Raw genomic sequence first — 19768 nt, forward strand, 5'->3', positions numbered from 1 at the left:
GGGCACGCGTGCTGCTGTGCGTGTGCGTGGATCGTATGGCTTGATCGCGCGCGGCCTGCTGCTGGCGGGTGTTGTGTGCGCTCCGGCTTTTCTTGCGCAAGCGCAGGCCCAGGTGCAGGACAGCCAGCAGTATCTGCAACGCATGGATACCGATGGCGATGGCCGGGTCAGCCGCGATGAATATCTGGCCTGGATGAGCTATGCCTTCGAGCAGCGCGACCTGGACCATGACGGCGTGCTGCAGGGCGATGAGCTACCTGGCCGGCGCGGCAAGCCGATCACCCGCGCCGCGCATCGCGCCACGCTGATCGAGCGCTTCGCGCGGCAGGATGCCAACGGCGACGGCTACCTGAGCGCGCGCGAGTTGCTGGCGCCGCCGCGCTGATGCGTACCTTCGCGCGCGTCTGACGCTGCGTTCGGCAAGCTCGAGCGCATGTTCACTCTCGACCAGGTCAGCCGGCGCTACGGCCAGGCCATTGCCCTCGACTCCGTCTCCCTGCAGTTCGCCAGCGGCATCACCACCGCCTTGATCGGCCCCAGCGGCGCCGGCAAGTCCACCGTGTTGCGGATGCTGGTGGGGCTGGAGTGGCCGGACAGCGGCACGGTCGCCTTCGATGGCGCGCCGCTGCAACGCGCCGGCCTGCAGGCGCAGCGCCAGCGCATCGGTTATGTGATTCAAGAGGGCGGGCTGTTCCCGCATCTGGATGCACGCAGCAACGTGGTGTTGCTGGCGCAGACGCTGGGCTGGACGCGGCAGCGCATCGACCAACGCCTGCAGACCCTGTGCGCGCTCTGCCAGTTGCCGCCGGAGTTGCTGGCGCGTTATCCGGCCGAGCTGTCCGGCGGTCAACGCCAGCGCGTGGGCTTGATCCGTGCGCTGATGCTGGATCCACCGGCCCTGCTGCTGGACGAGCCACTGGGCGCGCTCGACCCGATCGTGCGTTACGACCTGCAGGCGCAGATGCGCGCGCTGTTCGCCCAGCTCGGCAAGACCGTGGTGCTGGTGACCCACGACGTTGCCGAAGCCGCCTACCTGGCCGACACCCTGGTGCTGATGCGGGCCGGCCAGGTGGTGCAGCAGGGCAGTGCGCGCAGCCTGCTGGAACAGCCGGCCGATCCGTTCGTGCAGCGCTTTCTCACTGCGCAGCGCAGCATCGGCGACGCCGCATGATCGCGCGCGTGCTGCTCGCCGTGGCACTGCTGATCGCAAGCGTCGGTGCGCAGGCCGCGCAGGTGACGATCGGCTCGAAGAACTTCACCGAGGCCGTGCTGCTGGGCGAGATCGCCACCGCCGCCGGGCAGCGCGACGGCGTGGACGTGCAACACCGCGCGCAGCTCGGTGGCACGCGCATCCTGTGGCGCGCGCTGGAGACCGGGCAGATCGATGCGTACGCCGAATACACCGGCACGCTGGCGCAGGAACTGCTGCAGCTGCCCAAGGCTAGCCAGGCCGAACTGCGCGCCGCACTGGACGCGCGTGGGCTGGCGATGACCGACTCGCTCGGCTTCCAGAACACCTATGCCTTCGGCATGCGCGTCGAGCGCGCGCAGGCGCTTGGCATCGCATCGATGTCGGATCTGGCACGGCATCCATCGCTCAAGATCGGGCTGAGCAACGAATTCATGCAGCGCGCCGATGGCTGGCCCGGCGTGCGCGCCGCCTATGCACTGCCGCAGACCGCGACCGGGCTGGATCACGATCTGGCCTATCGCGCGCTGCAGAGCGGGGCGATCGAGGTCACCGATCTGTACAGCACCGATGCGGAAATTCCGTATTACCGGCTGCAGGTGCTGCGCGACGACCGCCATTACTTTCCCGATTACCAGGCGGTGTTCCTGTATCGCAAGGACCTGGCGCAGCGCTCGCCGGCGATGCTCAAGGCATTGCGGGGGCTGCAGGGGCGCATCGACGAGGCGACCATGCAGCGGCTCAACGCACAGGTGAAGCTGGAGCGTCAGTCCGAGGCGGCGGTGGCTGCGCAATGGCTGGGCGTTACGCCGGCATCGGCAGCCGACTCGCGTGTGGCGCGTCTGCTGCGGCATACGCGCGAGCATCTGGCCCTGGTCGGCATCTCGTTGGGCTTTGCCTTGCTGATCGCGTTGCCGCTGGGCGTGCTGGCGGCCCGGCGGCCGCGGCTCGGGCAGGTGGTGCTGTCGTTGACCGGCGTGCTGCAGACCTTGCCGTCGCTGGCAGTGTTCGTCTTCATGATTCCCTTGTTCGGCATCGGCGCCAAACCGGCGATTGCCGCGTTGTTTCTCTACAGCCTGCTGCCGATCGTGCGCAACACGCATGCCGGGCTGACCTCGATCCCGCGCGAGTTGCGCCAGACCGCCGAGGCGATCGGGCTGCCGGCATGGACGCGCCTGTGGCGGGTGGAACTGCCGCTGGCGCGTCGCACCATCGTGGCCGGCATTCAGACCGCGGCGGTGATCAACGTGGGCACCGCCACGCTGGGCGCGTTGATCGGCGCAGGCGGCTACGGCCAGCCGATCCTCACCGGCATCCGCCTGGACGATATCGGCCTGATCCTGGAAGGCGCGATTCCTGCGGCGGTGCTCGCGCTGATCGTGCAGGCGCTGTTCGAAGGCCTGGAGCGCTGGGTCACCCCGCGTGGGCTGCGCATCCGCCAGCGCGGCTGAGCCCGTAGGAGCGGACCCGGCCGCGATGTGGCTTAGCCGGTAACGCCCCGTCGCGGCCTGGTCCGCTCCTACGGTTAGGCGGCTGGCAGCGCTGCGATCAGGGCTGAGAGCGCATCCTCGGTGACATTGAGGTGCGGTGCGATACGTAGACGTCCGTGTCGGCGTGTGCAGATCGCCCCGCGCGCGCCGAACGCCGTCGCCACCGCATCCAGCCGGTTTGCTGGCGGCTGCAACGCGGTCAGATGCGCCGCGTGGGCGGGCGTGCACCAACTGCCCAGACCGCGTGCCTGCAGCGCCGCATCCCAGCGCGCGGTGAGCGCGCCCAGCGCCTGCGCGATGCGCGCCGGTTGCCAGGCAGCGACCTGCTGCAAGGCCACCGTCGCCATCGCGATCCTCATTGGATCGGCAACGCCGCCGGCATCGAACCGGCGCGCACCGCTGCGATAGGACGGCGCCTGGGCCACCGGAAATTCCCAGCTGCTGCCGGCATCGCGGCCGATCCAGTGTTCTTCGATTGGCACGCCGTGCGCCCGCCATTGCGGGGCCACCCACAGCCAGGCCAGCCCCATCGGCCCCAGCAGCCATTTGTGGCCGACGCTGACCACGAAGTCCGGCCGCCAGCGCGGCAGGTCGGTCGGCAGCACGCCCAGGCTCTGGCTCAGATCCAGCACCAGCGCCGCACCGCGTGCGTGCACCGCGGCGCTGATGCGGTCCAGATCGAGCTGTCGTCCATCCAGCCAGTACGCATGCGGCAAGGTCACGATGCGCAAGGCCGGTGTCTGGGCGATGGCCTGCAGCACCGCCGCGGTCAAGGCATCGCCACCGGCCGTGGACACCGCCACGATATGCGCGCCCACCTCGGCACAGCGGCGTTGCCAGATCAGCAGGTTCGAGGGGAACTGGCCTTCCAGTAGCAGCACCGCCTCGTCGCGTCGCAGTGGCAGGTTGCGTGCGGCAGTCGCCAGGCCGTGCGCGGCCGAGGGCAGCATTGCCACGCCGTCGGCATCGTCGTCGAACAGGCCTGCAGCGAGCGTGCGCAAACGCTCGATGTCCTGCAGCCAGGCATCGAACGGCAGCTGCCACGGGGTGGCCAGCGCATCCACCGCCTGATGCGCGACCGCTTGCACCGCGCGCAGCAGCGGGCCGCGCGAGGCGGCATCCAGATAGGTGATGTCGGCAGGTAACGCAAATGCCTGCTGGCGGCGTTCCCATTCGACGGGCGCGGCGAGCAGGCTGGACAGAGAAAAAGAAGACATGGCGACAGCTTACCGCTGGCTGCCACGCTGCCGACACGGCGCGTTCACAGGCGCTCCTCAAGCATATGGCGATGTCTGCACTCTCATCTCTGCTGGGCCACCACCAGCAACAGCAGCTGACGCTGCTGGAACGCTACGCGCAGACCCGCGCGCTGAGCGATCGCCTCGCCGCACCCCTGAGCGCTGAAGACGCAATGGTGCAGAGCATGCCCGACGCCAGCCCCAGCAAATGGCATCTGGCACACACCACCTGGTTTTTCGAACGCTTCGTGCTGCAGGCCGATCCGGCCTACCGTGTGTTCGACCCGGCCTGGGATTTCCTGTTCAACAGTTACTACCAGAGCGTGGGCCCGATGCATGCGCGCGCGCGTCGCGGGGTGTTGTCGCGGCCGTCGTTGCAGCAGGTGCGCGACTACCGGGCCGCAGTCGATGCGCAGATGCAGCAGCGACTTCGCGATGGGGTGTTGGACGCGCAGGCTTGCACCATCGTGCAGCTCGGCATACAGCACGAGCAGCAGCACCAGGAATTGCTGTTGACCGATATCAAGCACGCGCTGTGGAGCAATCCGCTGCAGCCAGCGTACCGCGATGCGCCGGCACCGCCTGCGGCCGTCGCCAGCACGCTGCGCTGGCAGGCACGCGACGAACAGATCGTGGAGATCGGCGCAGCGGCATGGCCGCAGGCCGACACCTTCGCCTACGACAACGAGTCGCCGCGTCACCGCGTGCTGGTCGGTGCGCATGCGTTGGCGCATCGGGTGGTCAGCAACGCCGAGTTCCAGCAGTTCATCGACGCCGGTGGCTACCGCAGTGCCGGTGCGTGGCTCAGCGATGGCTGGGCGATGGTGCAGGCGCAAGGCTGGCAGCACCCGCTGTATTGGGACGCGGACGGACGCGAGTTCACCCTGGATGGCTGGCGCCCGCGCGACGCGCATGCGCCGGTATGCCATCTGAGCCTGTTCGAAGCCGATGCGTTCGCGCGCTGGGCCGGCGCACGCCTGCCCACCGAAGCCGAGTGGGAACAGGCCGCCACCGGTGTGCCGGTGCAGGGCAATTTCGTCGATAGCGACGCCTTGCATCCGCGCGGCGCCGACGCGGTGGATACCGGCCTGCAGCAGTTGTTCGGCGATGTCTGGGAATGGACCGGCAGCGCCTACCTGCCGTATCCCGGCTTTGCGCCGTGGCCCGGGTCGCTGGGCGAATACAACGGCAAATTCATGAATGCGCAATGGGTGCTGCGCGGTGGCAGCTGTGCCACGCCGGCCAGCCATGTCCGCGCCAGTTACCGCAACTTTTTTCCCTCCGATGCGCGTTGGCAGTTTGCCGGCGTGCGCCTTGCCAAGGATCTGCCTTGAACGCCGCCGCCCATGCCATGCAACGCGCGCACGCCGCGCTGACCGACCTGCGCCCGCAACCGGATGACATCACCGCCGACGCGCTGGCCGGCCTGTCGCAAACGCCCAAGACGCTGCCGTCGAAGTATTTCTACGATGCGCACGGCTCGCAGTTGTTCGAGGCGATCACCCGGCAGCCGGAGTATTACCTCACCGGCACCGAACTGGCCTTGCTGGAGGCCAGCATGGCCTCGATCGCGCAGGCGATCGGCGCTGGCGTGCACGTGGTCGAATACGGCAGCGGCAGCGGGCGCAAGACCGAATTGCTGCTGCAGGGCCTGCGCGATGTGGTGGCTTACACGCCGCTGGAAATCTCGCGCACGGCCTTGCTTGAGAGCACCGCGCGGCTGGCGCAGCAGTTCCCGCAGATCCAGATGCTGCCGGTATGCACCGACTTCACCAAGCCGCTGCAGCTGCCGCAGGCGCAGCGCCCGGCGCGCCGGCATCTGGTGTTCTTCCCCGGTTCGACGCTGGGCAATTTCACCGATGATGCCGCCGTCGAGTTGCTCGATGCGATGCGCCAGACCATGGGCAGCGACGGGTGCGCCCTGGTCGGCATCGATCTGGACAAGGATGCCGGCCTGATCGAGGCCGCCTACAACGATGCGGCCGGCGTCACTGCCGAGTTCACCCTGAATCTGCTGGCGCGGCTCAACCGCGAGATCGGCAGCGACTTCGATCTGGACGGCTTCCGCCACCACGCGGTGTATGCGCGGGAGCGCGGCCGCATCGAAACCTTCCTGATCAGCCAGCGCGCCCAGCGCGTGCAGGTGGGCGGCAAGGCATTCGAATTTGCCGAAGGCGAGGCGATGCAGGTCGAATACAGCTACAAGTACACCGACGCGCGCTTTGCCGAACTTGCCGCCGCTGCGGGGCTGAAAGTCACTCACGGCTGGAACGATGCCAAGGACTGGTTCGGCCTGCGCGTGTTGCGCCCGCTCTGAGTTCTGGCGTCTGGCGTGCAACGGATCGACGAGGCGCATATCGTCGCGACCATCCGCGCGCTACTGGCGCGCCGGCGGCCGGAGCAATCGATCTGCCCGTCCGAGGTTGCCCGCGCACTCAGCGGCGACGAAGCGCGCTGGCGCGCGCTGATGCCGCAGATCCGCAGCGTTGCTGCTGATCTGGCTGGCAGGGACGTGGTGCAGATCAGCCAAAGCGGTGAAGTGGTCGATGTGCGAACTGTGCGTGGGCCGGTCCGCCTGAAACGCGGTCTGCATTTCGAATGACGGGTGGGCGCTGCAGGCGCAGCACCGCTCGCGTGCGCGGCAGGAGCGCCTTGGCGAGCCGATCGTGACGCCGGCAGCCCATCGCCTCAGCCGGCACTGACCGCCGTCATGCGGCAAACGTGATCAGTCGACGCAGCAGCGGCCGTTGCGCGGCGTCTGTGCCACGACCCACCAGCCTGTCACTGCCGCACTACCGGCAACACCTCATCGGGTCGGCGCGCAACGCGTTGATCCTGCAACGCTGATCCGCAGACCTACGCCGCCTGCACCACATGCAAGGCCTTGGGATTGCGCCACTGCACCAGCAGCGCGGCTTCGCGTGCCTTGGCTTCCTGCAGGTGCGCGTGCTTGATATGCCCATAGCCGCGGATATGTTCGGGAATGCTGGCGATCTGCGCGGCCAGGCCGACGTTGTCGGCATCCAGCCGTTGCAGCAGCGTGTCCACTGTTGCCACGTAGTCGGCAATCAGCTGACGCTCGCCACGCCGTTCGGCGCTGTAGCCGAACACATCCAGCTTGCCGCCGCGCAGGAACTTCAGCCGCGCCAGCAGCTTGAAGGCAGTGAACATCCACGGCCCGTATTCGCGCTTGATCGCGTGGCCGTGCGCATCCTTCCTGGCCAACAGCGGTGGTGCCAGATGGAAGTGCAAGGTGTAGTCGCCGTCGAACTGCTGCTGCAACCGGCGCTGGAAGTCGCCACGCGTATACAGCCGCGCCACCTCGTATTCGTCCTTGTAGGCCATCAGCTTGAAGAAGTAACGCGCCACTGCCTCACTCAGCGCGCTGCTGCCGGGCGCCTGTTGCGCTTCGTGCGTGCGTACGCGCTCGACCAGGCTGCGATAGCGCTGTGCGTAGGCGGCATCCTGGTAGTCGGTCAGAAACGCCGCGCGCCGCGCGATGGCTTCGTCCAGCGACTGCGCCAGCTGCTCGTCGTCGAGCGGATGCGTGGGCGCATCGACATCGCCATGCAGCGTGTTGCCGTCGCTCTGCGCCAGCGCATGCGGTGCGGTCTGTCCGCCAAGATCGTGCTCTTCCCAGCTGCCCGGTGCGCGCACTGGCGGCGTATCGCCCTGTGCATGCGCACGCTCGCCACCCTTGCGCAGTCCTGCGGCCTGCTGCACCGCCGGCAGGTCGATCGCGGCCAGGCGCCCCCACGCAAACGCCTGCTGGTTCATCGCCACCGCCGCGCCATTGAGCTCGATGGCGCGCATCAGCGCGGCATGCGACAACGGCACCAGCCCGTGTTGCCAGGCATAGCCGAGCACGAACAGGTTGCTGGCGATCGCATCGCCCAGCAGCGCGGTCGCCAGTTGCGTGGCATCCAGCAACAGCGGCTCCTGGCCGCCCAATGCGGTGCGCACGCCGGCAATGATCTCGGCGGCGGGGAACTGCAGATCCGGCTGGGTGGTGAAGTTGCCCGGCATCGCTTCGTAGGTGTTGAGCACCACCTGGGTGCGGCCGTCGCGCACCTTGGACAGGGCCCAATAATCGTTGACCACCACCATGTCGCAGCCCAGCACCAGATCCGCTTCGCCGGCCGCGATGCGCACCGCGTGGATATCGGCCGGCCGGCGCGCGATGCGGATATGCGTGGTCACCGCGCCACCCTTCTGCGCCAGGCCGGTCTGGTCCAGCACCGTGGCGCCCTTGCCTTCCAGGTGCCCGGCCATGCCGAGCAATGCGCCGATGGTCACCACGCCGGTACCGCCGACGCCGGTGATGAGGATGTTCCAGGGCTGTTGCAGCGTGGTGCGTTGCGGCGGCGCGGGCAGGTTGCCCAGCAAGGCGCTGGCATCGCGCTGTTTGCCCTTGCGCGGCGCACCGCCATGCACGGTGACAAAGCTCGGGCAAAAGCCCGACACGCAGGAATAATCCTTGTTGCAATTGGATTGGTCGATCTGCCGCTTGCGGCCGAATTCGGTCTCCTTGGGCAGCACCGACACGCAGAAACTCTTTTCGCCGCAATCGCCGCAGCCTTCGCACACCAGCGAATTGATCATGACGCGCTTGGGCGGGTCGACCAGCTTGCCGCGCTTGCGGCGGCGGCGCTTTTCGGTCGCGCAGGTCTGGTCGTAGATCAGGATCGACACGCCCTTGACCGTGCGCAACTGCTGCTGCACCGCATCCAGTTCGCTGCGATCGTGGAACGCCACCTCGCTGGGGAAGCGCTCGCGCCGGCGCGTCCATTTGCCGATGTCGTCGCTGACCACCGCGATGGTGTGGATGCCTTCGGCGCGCAGCTGCTGCGCGATGTCCGGCACGGTGAGCGTGCCGTCCACCGGCTGGCCGCCGGTCATCGCCACCGCATCGTTGTAGAGGATCTTGTAGGTGATGTTGACGCCGCTGGCGACCGACTGCCGGATTGCCAGCGAGCCGCTGTGGAAATAGGTGCCGTCGCCCAGGTTCTGGAACACGTGCGGCGTTTCGGTGAACGGCGCCTGCCCCGACCAGGTCACGCCTTCGCCGCCCATATGGGTGAAGGTGTCGGTGGAGCGGTTCATCCAGGTCACCATGTAATGGCAACCGATGCCGCCCAGCGCACGCGAGCCTTCCGGCACCGCGGTGGAGGTGTTGTGCGGGCAGCCGGAGCAGTAATGCGGCACGCGCGGGAACAGCGCGCGCGGCAAGGCCATTTCGGCCTCCTTGCTGTCCATCCAGCGCAGCCGCTGTTCGATCGACTCGGTCATCGCGCTGGACGGCAGTGCAAAGCGCTGGATGCGCTTGCCGATCACCGCGGCGATCGTGGCCGGGGTCAACTCGCCGGTGGACGGCAGGATCCATTCGCCCTGCTCGTCGTACTTGCCGACGATGCTCGGCCGTGCACCGGCGCTGGCCGGCCAGTTGTAGAACAGCTCCTTCATCTGGCGCTCGATGAAGGCCTTTTTCTCTTCCACCACCACGATATCGTCGAGCCCGCGCGCGAACGCGCTGATGCCCACCGGCTCCAGCGGCCAGGTCATGCCGACCTTGTACACGCGGATGCCGATCTGCGCGCAGGCCTGCGCATCCAGGCCCAGGTATTCCAGCGCCTGCAACACGTCCAGATAGCTCTTGCCGGTGGTGACGATGCCCAGCCGCGCATGTGGCGAATCCAGCACCAGCTTGTCGATCTGGTTGGCCCGTGCGAAGGCCTGTGCGGCGGCGATCGCATAGCGGTGCAGGCGCATTTCCTGGTCCACCGGCGGGTCCGGCCAGCGGATGCTCAGGCCGCCCGCCGGTAGCGCAAAGTCCTCCGGCAACACGATGCTGCGTGCGAACGGATCCACATCCACCGAGGCCGACGACTCCACCGTCTCGGCAATGGTCTTGAAGCCGACCCAGCGCCCGGTATAGCGGCTCATCGCCCAGCCGAGCAGGCCCATGTCCAGGATGTCCTGCACCCCGGCCGGGTTGAGGATCGGCATCATCGCGCTGACGAATTCTTCTTCCGAACCGTGCGGCAGGGTGGAGCTGCGGCAGGCATGGTCGTCGGCGGCCAGTGCCAGCACGCCGCCATACGGCGAGGTGCCGGCGGCGTTGCCGTGCTTGAACACATCGCCGCTGCGGTCCACGCCCGGGCCCTTGCCGTACCACATGCCGTAGACGCCCTGCACCTTGGCACCGGGGAACAGGTTGGTCTGTTGGGTGCCCCAGACCATGGTGGCGGCCAGATCTTCGTTGAGGCCGGGGGTGAAGGTCACCCTGGCCGCGTCCAGATGCTTGCGCGCACGCCACAGCTCCAGGTCGAAACCGCCCAGCGGGCTGCCGCGATAGCCGCTGATGAAGCCGGCGGTCGCAAGGCCGGCGGCGTCATCGCGCAGGCGCTGCATCAACGGCAGCCGCACCAGCGCCTGCACGCCGGACAGGTAGATGCGCCCGTCGGCACGCGTGTACTTGTGCTCCAGCGTGTAATCCGCATCCACCTGGCCGAGCTCCGGCGTGTTGGCAGAGTCGGGAGAAGAGAGTGCAGCAGTACTGGTCATGGCGTGCCCGGAAAGGGTGGCTGGGACCCGGTGCGTGTCATCTGAAACCAATGACCTGCCCGACGGATTCCAAAACGGCGGTGCAAAGTGTAACAGTCGCCCTTCACGCGCCCGTTGCATGCGGATGCACAGCCGTCGCGCTGCGGTTACGATGGGGACGGGAAGGGTCGTTTGCTGTCAGGGGATAAAGCCAGTGAAAAGGAAATACGCATGGGCCGCGATGTTGGCCTTGCTCGGGGGCGTGTGGTCGATGGCGCAGGCGCAGAACCTGCCCAAGCCCAAGGAGTTCTATTTCGACGAAGATCGCGGCACCACCAAGGCCGTGGTCGCGGTACAGGGGCAGGGCGATGCGGTGGTCGACCGCCTGGCGGCGATGGTGCAGCGTGACGCCCGCGCGGCCGAGCCGCGCGCGCAACTGGCCTCGCTGGCCTATGCCGGGGGACGCACGCAGTTGGGCGACGAGCTCTACCAGGGTGCCCTGGGGCTGGTCTCCAACGGCAGCCAGCAATACCGTGCCATCACCTGGAACTACGGCTGGGATCTGTTGCGCGCCGACCAGCCCGACAAGGCCTTGCAGCAGTGGGCCGGCCTGGCCAACGGCCGCCCGGCCGCGCCGGCCTGGTTGCCGACGACTGCGGCGCTGGCGCTATGGCGCAGCGGGCGTAAGCAGGAAGCGGTCGAGTGGTATGCCGCCGCAGTGCGCACCTGGCCGGATCGCTGGAGCAGCACCGCCAGCTACGCCACCTTGCTGCCGGATTGGCGCGAGGCCGAACGCGCCAGCCTGGCCGAGGTCTTTGCGGCATGGCAGGCGAACCCGCCGGCGTTTCCGTAACTCGGCGGCGGCGCGCTGCAGAAAGCCCCGTAGCGCGCTGCTGTACATCACGTCGCACGGCGTTTGTGGCCGGCGCCGGCTGGCCATCGCGACTTGCGATTGGCCTGTGCGGATGGATCACATGTAAAGCGGATGATCTGCGGCTGGGCTGCAGGGCCCTTGCCCGCCCACCCTCGCAGGACACGCCGCAAGTACGTCCATGTAGGCTCTTACGCGGCATCCATGCCGCGTAAGGTCCCGCGACGGTGGGCGGGCAAGGACTGGTCGAGATGGTCGGTCTTTTGAGGTAGTCGTCCGTGCGATAGCTCAATCGTAGAGCGGTTGATCTGCGGTTTGGCTGCAGGGCCCTTGCCCGCCCACCATCGCGGGACACGCCGCAAGTACGTCCGTGTAGGCTCTTACGCGGCATCCATGCCGCGTAAGGTCCCGCGACGGTGAGCGGGCAAGGACCCGTCGAGATGGTCGGTGTGCACGGTCAAGAGCGGTGCGCGATGTGCATCGCTGGAGAATGATGGGCCGGCTCAATGGCTCAATGGTCGATGCATCGAGCAAGCAGTTTTTCATTCGGCCACCGACCAACTTCCTAGTGCGGTGAGGGCGCCGAGCCCTCGACTGACTAGCTTTGGCAACATCCCGGAAGCGGCAAGCCTCGACATGCTTGTCGCCAGGCGTTGAGCGACCGATCTGCGCCACGCGTAGGCATGCTTGCCGATTTAGCCCGTCGCCGATCCAGCCCGTCACTGATCCAGGCACGACACGCCCACTATGCGATGCTGAGTGTCGCTTTCCCACGGACATGACCACGCCATGGCGGTGGATGCATTTGCGTTGATTCTGGCGATGTTGGGGCTCGGCCTGCTGTTCGCGCGCTTGCGGGTGCTGCCGGACAACAGCGCCGATGTACTCAATCGCATCGTGCTGTACATCTGCCTGCCAGCCTCGGTGCTGACCTATGTGCCGCGGTTGCACCTGGATGCCTCGCTGGGTGGGGTGATCGCCACCCCGTGGCTGCTGACCGCAATCATCGTGCCGCTGCTATGGGGCTGCAGCCGCCTGTTCCGGTTCAAGCGCGAGGAATACGCCGCGCTGCTGATGTGCGTGGTGTTCACCAACTCCAGCTTCATCGGCTTTCCGATGGTGCGCGCGTTGATCGGCGATCACGCCCTGCCGTATGCGGTGGTCTACGACCAGTTCGGCACCTTCGTGCTGTTATCGACGTTCGGGCTGTATGTGCTGGCCCGCTACAGCGGCGACACTCCGCCGACCGCAAAGCTGATCCTGTTGCGCGTGCTGCGCTTCCCGCCGCTATGGGCATTGCTGTTTGCATTGACGGTGATGCCGGAACAGCCGCCGACCTGGATCGGCGCGGGCTTGAAGAGCCTGGCCGACGCGATGCTGCCGCTAGTGATGCTGGCGGTAGGCTTCTCGCTGCAGTTGCGCCTGCCTGCGGACGAACTTAAACCCTTGGCCGTGGGCCTGGCCTTCAAGTTGGCAGTGATGCCGATCCTGGCATTGCCGCTGTCGTTGGCGCTCGGCCTGCATGGCGCGATGCTGCAGACCAACGTTCTCGAATCGGCCATGCCCACCATGATCACCGCCGCCGCGCTGGCCATCACGCATCGGCTGGCGCCGCGCCTGGCCGCAGCGATGGTCGGCTACAGCATCCTGCTGTCGCTGCTGACCCTGCCTGCATGGGCCTGGCTGTTGGCACGCCTGGTGGCTTGATAGGGCCTGGTCCGTATGAAATGCTGGCCCGCAACACTGCGCGCCCACATGGACAGGAGCAATACATGCACGGATATCGCTTGATCACCACGGCGCTGCTATGGCTTGGCAGCGTCTGCGTGGCACATCCGGCCATGGCGGCAGCGCCTGCGAGCACAGCGGCTGCGGCCAACGATCCGCTGGTGGATCAATGGGCGCGCCAGGTCGGCCAGACCATGCAGGCACGCCTGCGCAGCATGGCGTCCAGCGGCGAGCCCAGGCAGCTGTATCTGGCCGGTCTGTTGTGGGTCGATGCCGAGGACGACGCGGCGTCGGCCGCAGACGGAGGCTATGCCCCCATCCAGCGGGTCTGGCTGCAGCGTGCCCTGGACGCGCGGCCGCGCGACCCGTTGGTGGCACGCATGGAAGCCGCCGGTTGCGCACCTGCGTTGCGCTGTGACCCAGGCGCTGCGCTGGCTTTCCTGGAGCAGGCCGATGCCGGCAACGCCAGTGTGCATCTGCGTGCCTATACGGCTGCGCAGCGCCGCGGCGACCAGGCGGCTGCCGAGCGCGCCTGGCAGGCGGCCGTGCAGTCCGATCATTTCGACAGCGGTGCGCTGGCATTCGGCAAGGCCCTGCATGCCAGCTACGACAGCGTGCAATGGCCATCGCTGGCCTCGGTCAGCCTGCGCGCGCAACTCGACGCGCAAGGCATGCCTTCCACTGGCGCGGACATGGCGGCGATGTTCGTGATGGGTGCCTGGTCTGCACATGCACTTCCCGCGCTGGGCGATCTGATGCGGCGTTGCAGCCCCACCGGTGTCACGGCCGCGTTACGCGACGAGTGCATGGCCGTGCTGAACAACGTGGCCAATGACGAGTCCACCTTGGCCACCGCCATGATCGGCAGCAGAGGCATGGCGGCACTGAGCAGCGGCGCCGATGCCACGCGCTGGCAGGCGCGGGTGCGGGAACTGCAGTGGCTACAGCAGCAGGAGCAGCTCCGCGCGTCCACCGTCGATGGCATGTCCGACAAGCTGGAGGCCGTCCTGACGCAGGGCGAAGTGCCGGCGTTGCGTGCGCGGTTACAGCGTCAAGGCCTTGCAGTGCAGCCGCCAGCGGGTTGGCAGCCGGGCGCACCGGGCCACCAGACCCGCTGATCCGCTTGGCCGGCGCATGTCGCCTCGGCCATTCGCCAGCGGACGATGCTGCAGTGCGAGAGCGATCGACGGTGGACGTTTAACGCCTTTCGACTACTTCCTCACTTCGTCGCGGTGTACGCTGCCGGCTTGCTCCCGGAAGCGAGGCGTGCATGAAGACAGTCCTGGTGGCCGGCTCCAAAGGCGGCGTCGGCAAGACCACGATCGCCACCAATCTGGCCGCCCATGCGGCCTTGCAGGGCCAGCGCACCGTGCTGGCGGACGCCGATCCGCAAGGCTCGTCCACGCGCTGGGCGCAGCGTCGCGCCAGCCTGGAAAGTGCGGTGTTGCCGATCGACGCCACCCGCCGGCGCAACTGGCAGGCCGCGGTGCCCGATGGTACCGACCAGCTGGTCATCGATGCTCCGGCCGGTGCGATGGCCGACGACCTGAGCGGCTTCCTCGACCACGTCGATGCCATCGTGGTGCCGGTATTGTCCTCGGCGCTGGATATCGAAGCGGTGGTCGGCTTCCTCAACACGCTGGCCAAGGTGCCGCGCGTGCATCAGCGCAAATTGCCGGTGGGCCTGGTGCTCAACCGCGCCCGTCCCTGGACCCAGACCTCGCAGCAAGCTGCCGAGATGATCGGCGCCTGGCCCTATCCCCTGGTAACCCAGCTGCGCGACACCCAGGCCTATGTGGTGATGGCCGGGTTGGGGCGCAGCCTGTTCGATTACCGCTCGGCGCAGGTGCGCGACCATCAACAGGACTGGGAGCCGCTGTTCAAGTGGCTCAAGAAGTCCTAGACCGGAGTGTTTTCATGCGCGAACTGATACTGCTGCGACACGCCCACGCCGAACCGGCCGATACCGGCCAGGCCGATCTGGATCGCCCGCTGTCCCCGCACGGCATCGCCGAGGCCGAATCTGCCGGCCGCTGGCTGCGCGAGCAGCGCCTGGTGCCCGACCGCGTGCTGTGCTCGCCGGCGCGACGTGCGCGCGAGACGCTGGAAGCGGTGCTGGAACTCACCGGCTACATCGAACAACGCCTGGACGAGCGGATCTACGACGCCACGCCGGGCACCCTGGCCAGCCTGGTGGACGAACACCGCGATGCCGAGCGCCTGCTGCTGGTCGGCCACAACCCGGGCCTGGAACGGCTGGCCGCCTTGATGCACAGCGGCCAGACCGGCGACTACCGCGGCATGCCGACCGCCGCGATCGCCCTGCTGGCACTGCCGCTGGATGCGGCCATCGAACCGGGCATCGCCCGCCTGACCGCCTTCTGGTGGCCTTGATCCGTGTCATCGTCGCTGCGCTGGTTTGCCTGGCTCGCGCTCTGGGTCGCTCTTCCCTGCATGGCGCAGCAGAAGCTGCATTCCATCGATCCGGTGCAATCGCGCTTCGGGTTCGAGATCAGGACGCGCTTCGGCATGAAGATCGAGGGGTTCTTCCCGCGCTTTCGGGGTGAATTGGCGGAATTGCCTGACGGGCGCCAGCAGGTGCGTTTCCGTCTGGATGCCACGCAGGTGGAAATTCCCGGCAAGGACCGCTACACGGCGTGGATGCGCGGCGAGGATTTTTTCGACGTCGCGCAGTATCCGGTGGTGGAATTCGAGTCGTTTCCCTATACCGCGGAGGTGGTGAAGAAGGGCGGCGACATCACCGGCAACCTGACCATTCGCGGAATCACCCACATCGAGACCCTGCACGTGGTGCCGGCTGAATGCGCGCGGCCGGGCTATGATTGCGATGTAATCAGTCGAGGTACGGTCCTGCGTGGACGTTACGGAATGAATGCGTGGCAGATGGCCCTGGGCGACAGGGTGACGTTCATTCTGCGTGGGCGGTTGCAGGAGGCGCGGCGCCCGTGAGGTTCCTGTTGAGGATGCTTGTGCTGGCAACGCTGTTGCTCGGCACCGGATGCGCCGGCCTGTCGCAAATCGAACGCAACCGTGCCGCCGGGGTGGCGGCCGCTGCCCGCAGCACCGTGGTCAGCTGCACGCAGGCCAATCGTTGCGCCCAGCTCTCGCCATTGCGCGCGCTGGGTGGCGAGGCGATCACCGCCTCCACGCCGGCCGCGCCGCGGCATTACGCCACCATCGTCGATCACGGCGAAGAATCGCTGGTGGCGCGGCTCAACCTGATCCGCAGCGCCACCCGCAGCATCGACCTGCAGACCTACATCTTCGACAAGGACGACAGCGCGCGGATGGTGCTGGATGCGCTGACCGATGCGGCGCAGCGCGGGGTCAAGGTGCGCATCCTGATCGATCAGCTTTCGGCGATCGCCGATCTGCAGATTCTCGGTGCGCTGGCCAGCACTCACGAAAACCTGCAGCTGCGCATCTACAACCCGACCTTCGGCAAGGTCAAGCTCAATTACTTCGACTATGCCGGCAGCGTGGTGTGCTGTTTCCGTCGCTTCAACCAGCGCATGCACAACAAGCTGCTGGTGGTGGACGACGTGCTCGGCGTGGTCGGCGGCCGCAATTACCAGGACGACTATTACGACTGGGACAGCGAGTACAACTTCCGCGACCGCGACGTGATCCTGGCCGGGCCGGAAGTACGCGCGATGGCCGCCAATTTCGATGCGTTCTGGCGCGCGCGCCGCAGCGTGCCGGCCGAGCGTCTGAACGATGTCGGGCGCCTGCTGCTGGAGCAGGGCGCGCCCAAGATGCCGCCGGCCACGTTCCGCCGCCCCGATCGGGTGGAGCGGGTCGATCAGGAGGCGCGCGATCCGCAGTTCGTGCGCGATGCGTTCGTGACCCCGGCCATGCCGGTGCAGCGCGTGCTGTATGTGGCCGACCTGCCGCAGAAGCACCGCAAGGAGCACGCCGCCAAGGCGGTATCCACCGCGCCGGAGCTGGACGGCCTGATTGCCGGCGCGCAGCAGGAAGTGCTGCTGCAGACGCCGTATCTGGTGCTGTCCGACGAGGCGCAGGCGATCTTCCGCGCATTGCGCCAGCGCCCGCAGCCGCCGCGGATCGTGGTGTCGACCAATAGCCTGGCCGCCACCGACAACCCGATCGTGTATGCGCTGTCGTACAAGTTCAAACGCCGCAACATGCGCGAGCTGGGCTTCAACGTCTATGAATTCAAGCCGTTCCCGCTCAACGCGCCGGTGGAGTACGCCAACCTGGTGCCCGATCCGCTCAACCCCGCGGCGGCCGAGTCGGCCGAAGACGATGGTCGGGTCAACCGGGTGATCGGCGGCAGTGCGGCCGGCAACGCCATGCGTGGCAGTGGTGGCGGTGGTACGGCCGGCACTGCGATCCGCGGCAGCGGGGGTGGCGCAGGCCGTGCGCCCGGCGGCAGCGAGGTCGATCGGCGCGTGCTGCGCACCGAGACACGGCCCTCGTTCCTGGGCACGCGCGCGGTCAACAGGCCGCTGCCGGTGACCCGTGCCGGTGCGCGCATGGGCCTGCATGCCAAGTCGTTGGTGGTGGACCGCCGCATCGGCGTGATCGGCACGCACAACTTCGATCCGCGCAGCGAGAACTACAACACCGAAGCGGCGGTGGTGATCGACGATGCGCGCTTTGCGCAGGCGCTGGCGGCCAGCATCGAGCGCGACATGGCGCCGGAAAACGCCTGGACCGTGGCCCCGCGCGAAAAGCCGCCGGTGCTGAGCGGATTGAACTACAGCGTGGGCAAGGTGTCCGAAGCCTTGCCGGTGCTGGATTTCTGGCCCTGGCGCTACGCCACCAATTACGAGTTCCAGCCGGGGCCGGGTTGCCCGTTCCCGCTCAAGCGCCAGGACCCGCAGTTCCGGCAGTGCTATGTGGCGGTAGGCGATTTCCCCGAGGTCAACGTTGGCCCGAAATGGCTGCTGGTGCGGATGCTGACCGCCTTCGGTGCAGGATTGGTGCCGATCCTCTGATCGCAGCGGTGCCGGCCCGGGGCCGGCATCGAGATGGCGCGTGGCAACCGGTGCATCGTGGAGTGACGCACCGCTGCAATGGCGCGGTGCGCTGCGGTAGGTAAATGGGCGGCGCGCCACACACCGCCATCCGCCGAAGTCACCATCGCGGGCTGGCTCGTAGCGCCAGCCAAAGGCAGTTGCATCAGATCCCAGCGCCGCAGATGCTGTTCCGATTCCCGATTCCCGATTCCCGATTCCCGATTCCCGATTCCCGATTCCCGATTCCCGATTCCCGATTCCCGATCCCCAATCCCCAATCCCCAATCCCCAATCCCCAATCCCCAATCCCCAATCCCCAGCCTATGACCTTCCGCGAACCCGTCGACCTGGCCGCCCTCAACGCCTCCAGCCGTGACACCTTGATCGAACATCTGGGCATCGTGTTCACCGCCGCCGGCGACGACTGGCTGAGCGCCACCATGCCGGTGGATGCGCGCACCAAGCAGCCATACGGCCTGCTGCACGGCGGTGCGTCGGTGGTGCTGGCCGAAACCCTGGGCAGCAGCGCCGGCAACCTGTGTGTGGACATGACCACCCAGATCTGCGTCGGGCTGGAGATCAATGCCAATCACCTGCGCGCTGCCACCGATGGCCTGGTCACCGGCACTGCGCGTGCGGTGCATGTGGGGCGCAGCACCCAGGTCTGGGACATCAGCATCGAAAATCCGGCCGGCAAGCGCGTCTGCGTCTCGCGGCTGACCCTGGCCGTGGTCCCGCGCAGCAATGGCTGAGCACGCCGTGCAAGTGCATGGGTGGAACAGCGCCACCCGCGGCGGGCACTGCGCGCAGGCCACGCTGCTGTCACAATAGTTGCGCTTCCTTCCCCTGGTACCGGTCCGGTTCCGTCAATGAGCGAGTCATCCCTGGACGCCACGCGCGACGCTGGCAGCGTGCTGCGTTGGTTCCGGTACCTGTATCGGGTGCCGTTGTTGCTGGTGCATCTGAGCATCTGCCTGCCGATCACCATGCTGTGCGTGGTGGCGCCGCCGCTGGCGCGCATCCGCACCGGGCGCGACGACACCCTGGACGAGCTGATGATCCGTTGGTGGCAGGGCAACCTGATGCGCATCTTCGGCTTCCGCCTGCGGCGCTTCGGCACCCCGCTGCCGGGCGCGACCCTGTTCGTGGCCAACCACGTCAGCTGGGTCGACATCTCGATGCTGCACAGCCAGCGCGTGATGGGCTTTGTGGCCAAGCGCGAGATCGCCGGCTGGCCGCTGGTCGGCTGGCTGGCGACCAAGGGCCAGACCATCTTCCATCAGCGCGGCAATACCGAATCGCTGGGCGGGGTGCTGCAGGAAATGCTGCTGCGCCTGCGCAGCGGCAAGCCGGTGGGTGTGTTCCCCGAAGGCCGCACCCGTGGCGGTACCGAAGTCGGCCCGTTCCACGCACGCATCTTCCAGGCCGCGGTCGAGGCCGGCGTGCCGGTGCAGCCGGTGGCACTGCGCTACGGCGAGCGCGGCAATGCGCAGGCAGTGGTGGCGTTCGGCGAGCGCGAGAGTTTCTTCGCCAATATCGTGCGTCTGCTCGGCGAGCCGTCGCGGCTGGCCGAGGTGCATTTTCTCGAGCCGATCCGCGCGCTGGATATCGAAGGACGCCGCCGCCTGGCCGATACCTCGCGGCAACGCATCATTGCGGCAATGGAGTCCTGAGCCGACGATGCAAGCGCTCATCACCCCTGCGGC

At 67.4% G+C, this 19768-nt stretch carries 17 protein-coding genes; 15 read left to right on the top strand and 2 right to left on the bottom strand.

Annotated features, from left to right (window positions below; genetic code table 11):
- Positions 1-40 precede the first annotated feature (40 nt).
- The 3 genes from AC1KVE_RS14945 to AC1KVE_RS14955 are packed head-to-tail and all read left to right on the top strand — an operon-like array spanning position 41 to position 2640.
- A complete protein-coding gene (locus AC1KVE_RS14945) occupies positions 41-385 on the top strand; it encodes an EF-hand domain-containing protein (protein WP_221234180.1) in 345 nt (114 codons plus the stop codon).
- A 48-nt stretch (positions 386-433) separates the two neighbouring features.
- The gene (locus tag AC1KVE_RS14950; RefSeq protein ID WP_024939502.1) at positions 434-1171 is read left to right on the top strand and encodes an ATP-binding cassette domain-containing protein; all 738 of its coding nucleotides are present in this window, start codon (positions 434-436) and stop codon (positions 1169-1171) included.
- Entirely contained in the window at positions 1168-2640 is a 1473-nt protein-coding gene (locus AC1KVE_RS14955) for an ABC transporter permease/substrate-binding protein (protein WP_481092582.1), read from the top strand. Before AC1KVE_RS14950 ends, AC1KVE_RS14955 begins: the two co-directional genes overlap by 4 nt.
- Before the next feature lie 74 nt (positions 2641-2714).
- Here the strand turns inward: AC1KVE_RS14955 and AC1KVE_RS14960 are convergent, their stop codons facing one another.
- Positions 2715-3896, bottom strand: coding sequence for an aminotransferase class V-fold PLP-dependent enzyme (locus tag AC1KVE_RS14960; protein ID WP_481092581.1), 1182 nt, complete (start codon positions 3894-3896; stop codon positions 2715-2717).
- Between the two features lie 65 nt (positions 3897-3961).
- Between AC1KVE_RS14960 and egtB the strand changes: the two genes are divergently transcribed.
- The 3 genes from egtB to AC1KVE_RS14975 are packed head-to-tail and all read left to right on the top strand — an operon-like array spanning position 3962 to position 6519.
- Positions 3962-5251 carry an ergothioneine biosynthesis protein EgtB gene (gene egtB / locus AC1KVE_RS14965; protein ID WP_164740847.1) on the top strand — a complete coding sequence of 430 codons (1290 nt, stop codon included), beginning with the start codon at positions 3962-3964 and terminating at the stop codon, positions 5249-5251.
- Positions 5248-6234, top strand: coding sequence for an L-histidine N(alpha)-methyltransferase (gene egtD, locus AC1KVE_RS14970; protein ID WP_481092580.1), 987 nt, complete (start codon positions 5248-5250; stop codon positions 6232-6234). Before egtB ends, egtD begins: the two co-directional genes overlap by 4 nt.
- 15 nt (positions 6235-6249) lie before the next feature.
- Positions 6250-6519, top strand: coding sequence for a DUF3253 domain-containing protein (locus tag AC1KVE_RS14975; RefSeq protein WP_481092579.1), 270 nt, complete (start codon positions 6250-6252; stop codon positions 6517-6519).
- A gap of 254 nt (positions 6520-6773) precedes the next feature.
- Here the strand turns inward: AC1KVE_RS14975 and AC1KVE_RS14980 are convergent, their stop codons facing one another.
- Positions 6774-10481, bottom strand: coding sequence for an indolepyruvate ferredoxin oxidoreductase family protein (locus AC1KVE_RS14980; RefSeq protein WP_481092578.1), 3708 nt, complete (start codon positions 10479-10481; stop codon positions 6774-6776).
- Between the two features lie 193 nt (positions 10482-10674).
- Between AC1KVE_RS14980 and AC1KVE_RS14985 the strand changes: the two genes are divergently transcribed.
- The 9 genes from AC1KVE_RS14985 (at position 10675) to AC1KVE_RS15025 (ending at position 19735) form a co-directional block, all read left to right on the top strand.
- Entirely contained in the window at positions 10675-11313 is a 639-nt protein-coding gene (locus AC1KVE_RS14985) for a hypothetical protein (RefSeq protein WP_046345310.1), read from the top strand.
- Positions 11314-12120: 807 nt separating this feature from the next.
- A complete protein-coding gene (locus AC1KVE_RS14990; protein ID WP_016904237.1) occupies positions 12121-13038 on the top strand; it encodes an AEC family transporter in 918 nt (305 codons plus the stop codon).
- 65 nt (positions 13039-13103) lie between these two features.
- Complete coding sequence (locus AC1KVE_RS14995; protein WP_481092577.1) at positions 13104-14177, top strand: hypothetical protein; 1074 nt, start codon at positions 13104-13106, stop codon at positions 14175-14177.
- A gap of 152 nt (positions 14178-14329) precedes the next feature.
- Positions 14330-14962, top strand: coding sequence for a ParA family protein (locus AC1KVE_RS15000; RefSeq protein ID WP_016904235.1), 633 nt, complete (start codon positions 14330-14332; stop codon positions 14960-14962).
- Positions 14963-14976: 14 nt separating this feature from the next.
- Positions 14977-15453: a SixA phosphatase family protein gene (locus AC1KVE_RS15005; protein WP_016904234.1), complete on the top strand. Its 477-nt coding sequence runs from the start codon at positions 14977-14979 to the stop codon at positions 15451-15453.
- Positions 15454-15456: 3 nt separating this feature from the next.
- On the top strand, positions 15457-16029 hold the full coding sequence (locus AC1KVE_RS15010; protein WP_024939492.1) for a YceI family protein: 573 nt from the start codon (positions 15457-15459) through the stop codon (positions 16027-16029).
- The gene (locus AC1KVE_RS15015; RefSeq protein WP_481092576.1) at positions 16026-18041 is read left to right on the top strand and encodes a phospholipase D family protein; all 2016 of its coding nucleotides are present in this window, start codon (positions 16026-16028) and stop codon (positions 18039-18041) included. The genes AC1KVE_RS15010 and AC1KVE_RS15015 overlap by 4 nt, the downstream gene beginning before the upstream one ends.
- Positions 18042-18385: 344 nt before the next feature.
- Positions 18386-18814, top strand: coding sequence for a hotdog fold thioesterase (locus AC1KVE_RS15020; RefSeq protein ID WP_440584794.1), 429 nt, complete (start codon positions 18386-18388; stop codon positions 18812-18814).
- Between the two features lie 21 nt (positions 18815-18835).
- Positions 18836-19735 carry a lysophospholipid acyltransferase family protein gene (locus AC1KVE_RS15025; protein WP_180969535.1) on the top strand — a complete coding sequence of 300 codons (900 nt, stop codon included), beginning with the start codon at positions 18836-18838 and terminating at the stop codon, positions 19733-19735.
- The last annotated feature ends 33 nt before the right edge of the window (positions 19736-19768 follow it).

The sequence above is a fragment of the Xanthomonas sp. NCPPB 2864 genome, from assembly GCF_056675615.1.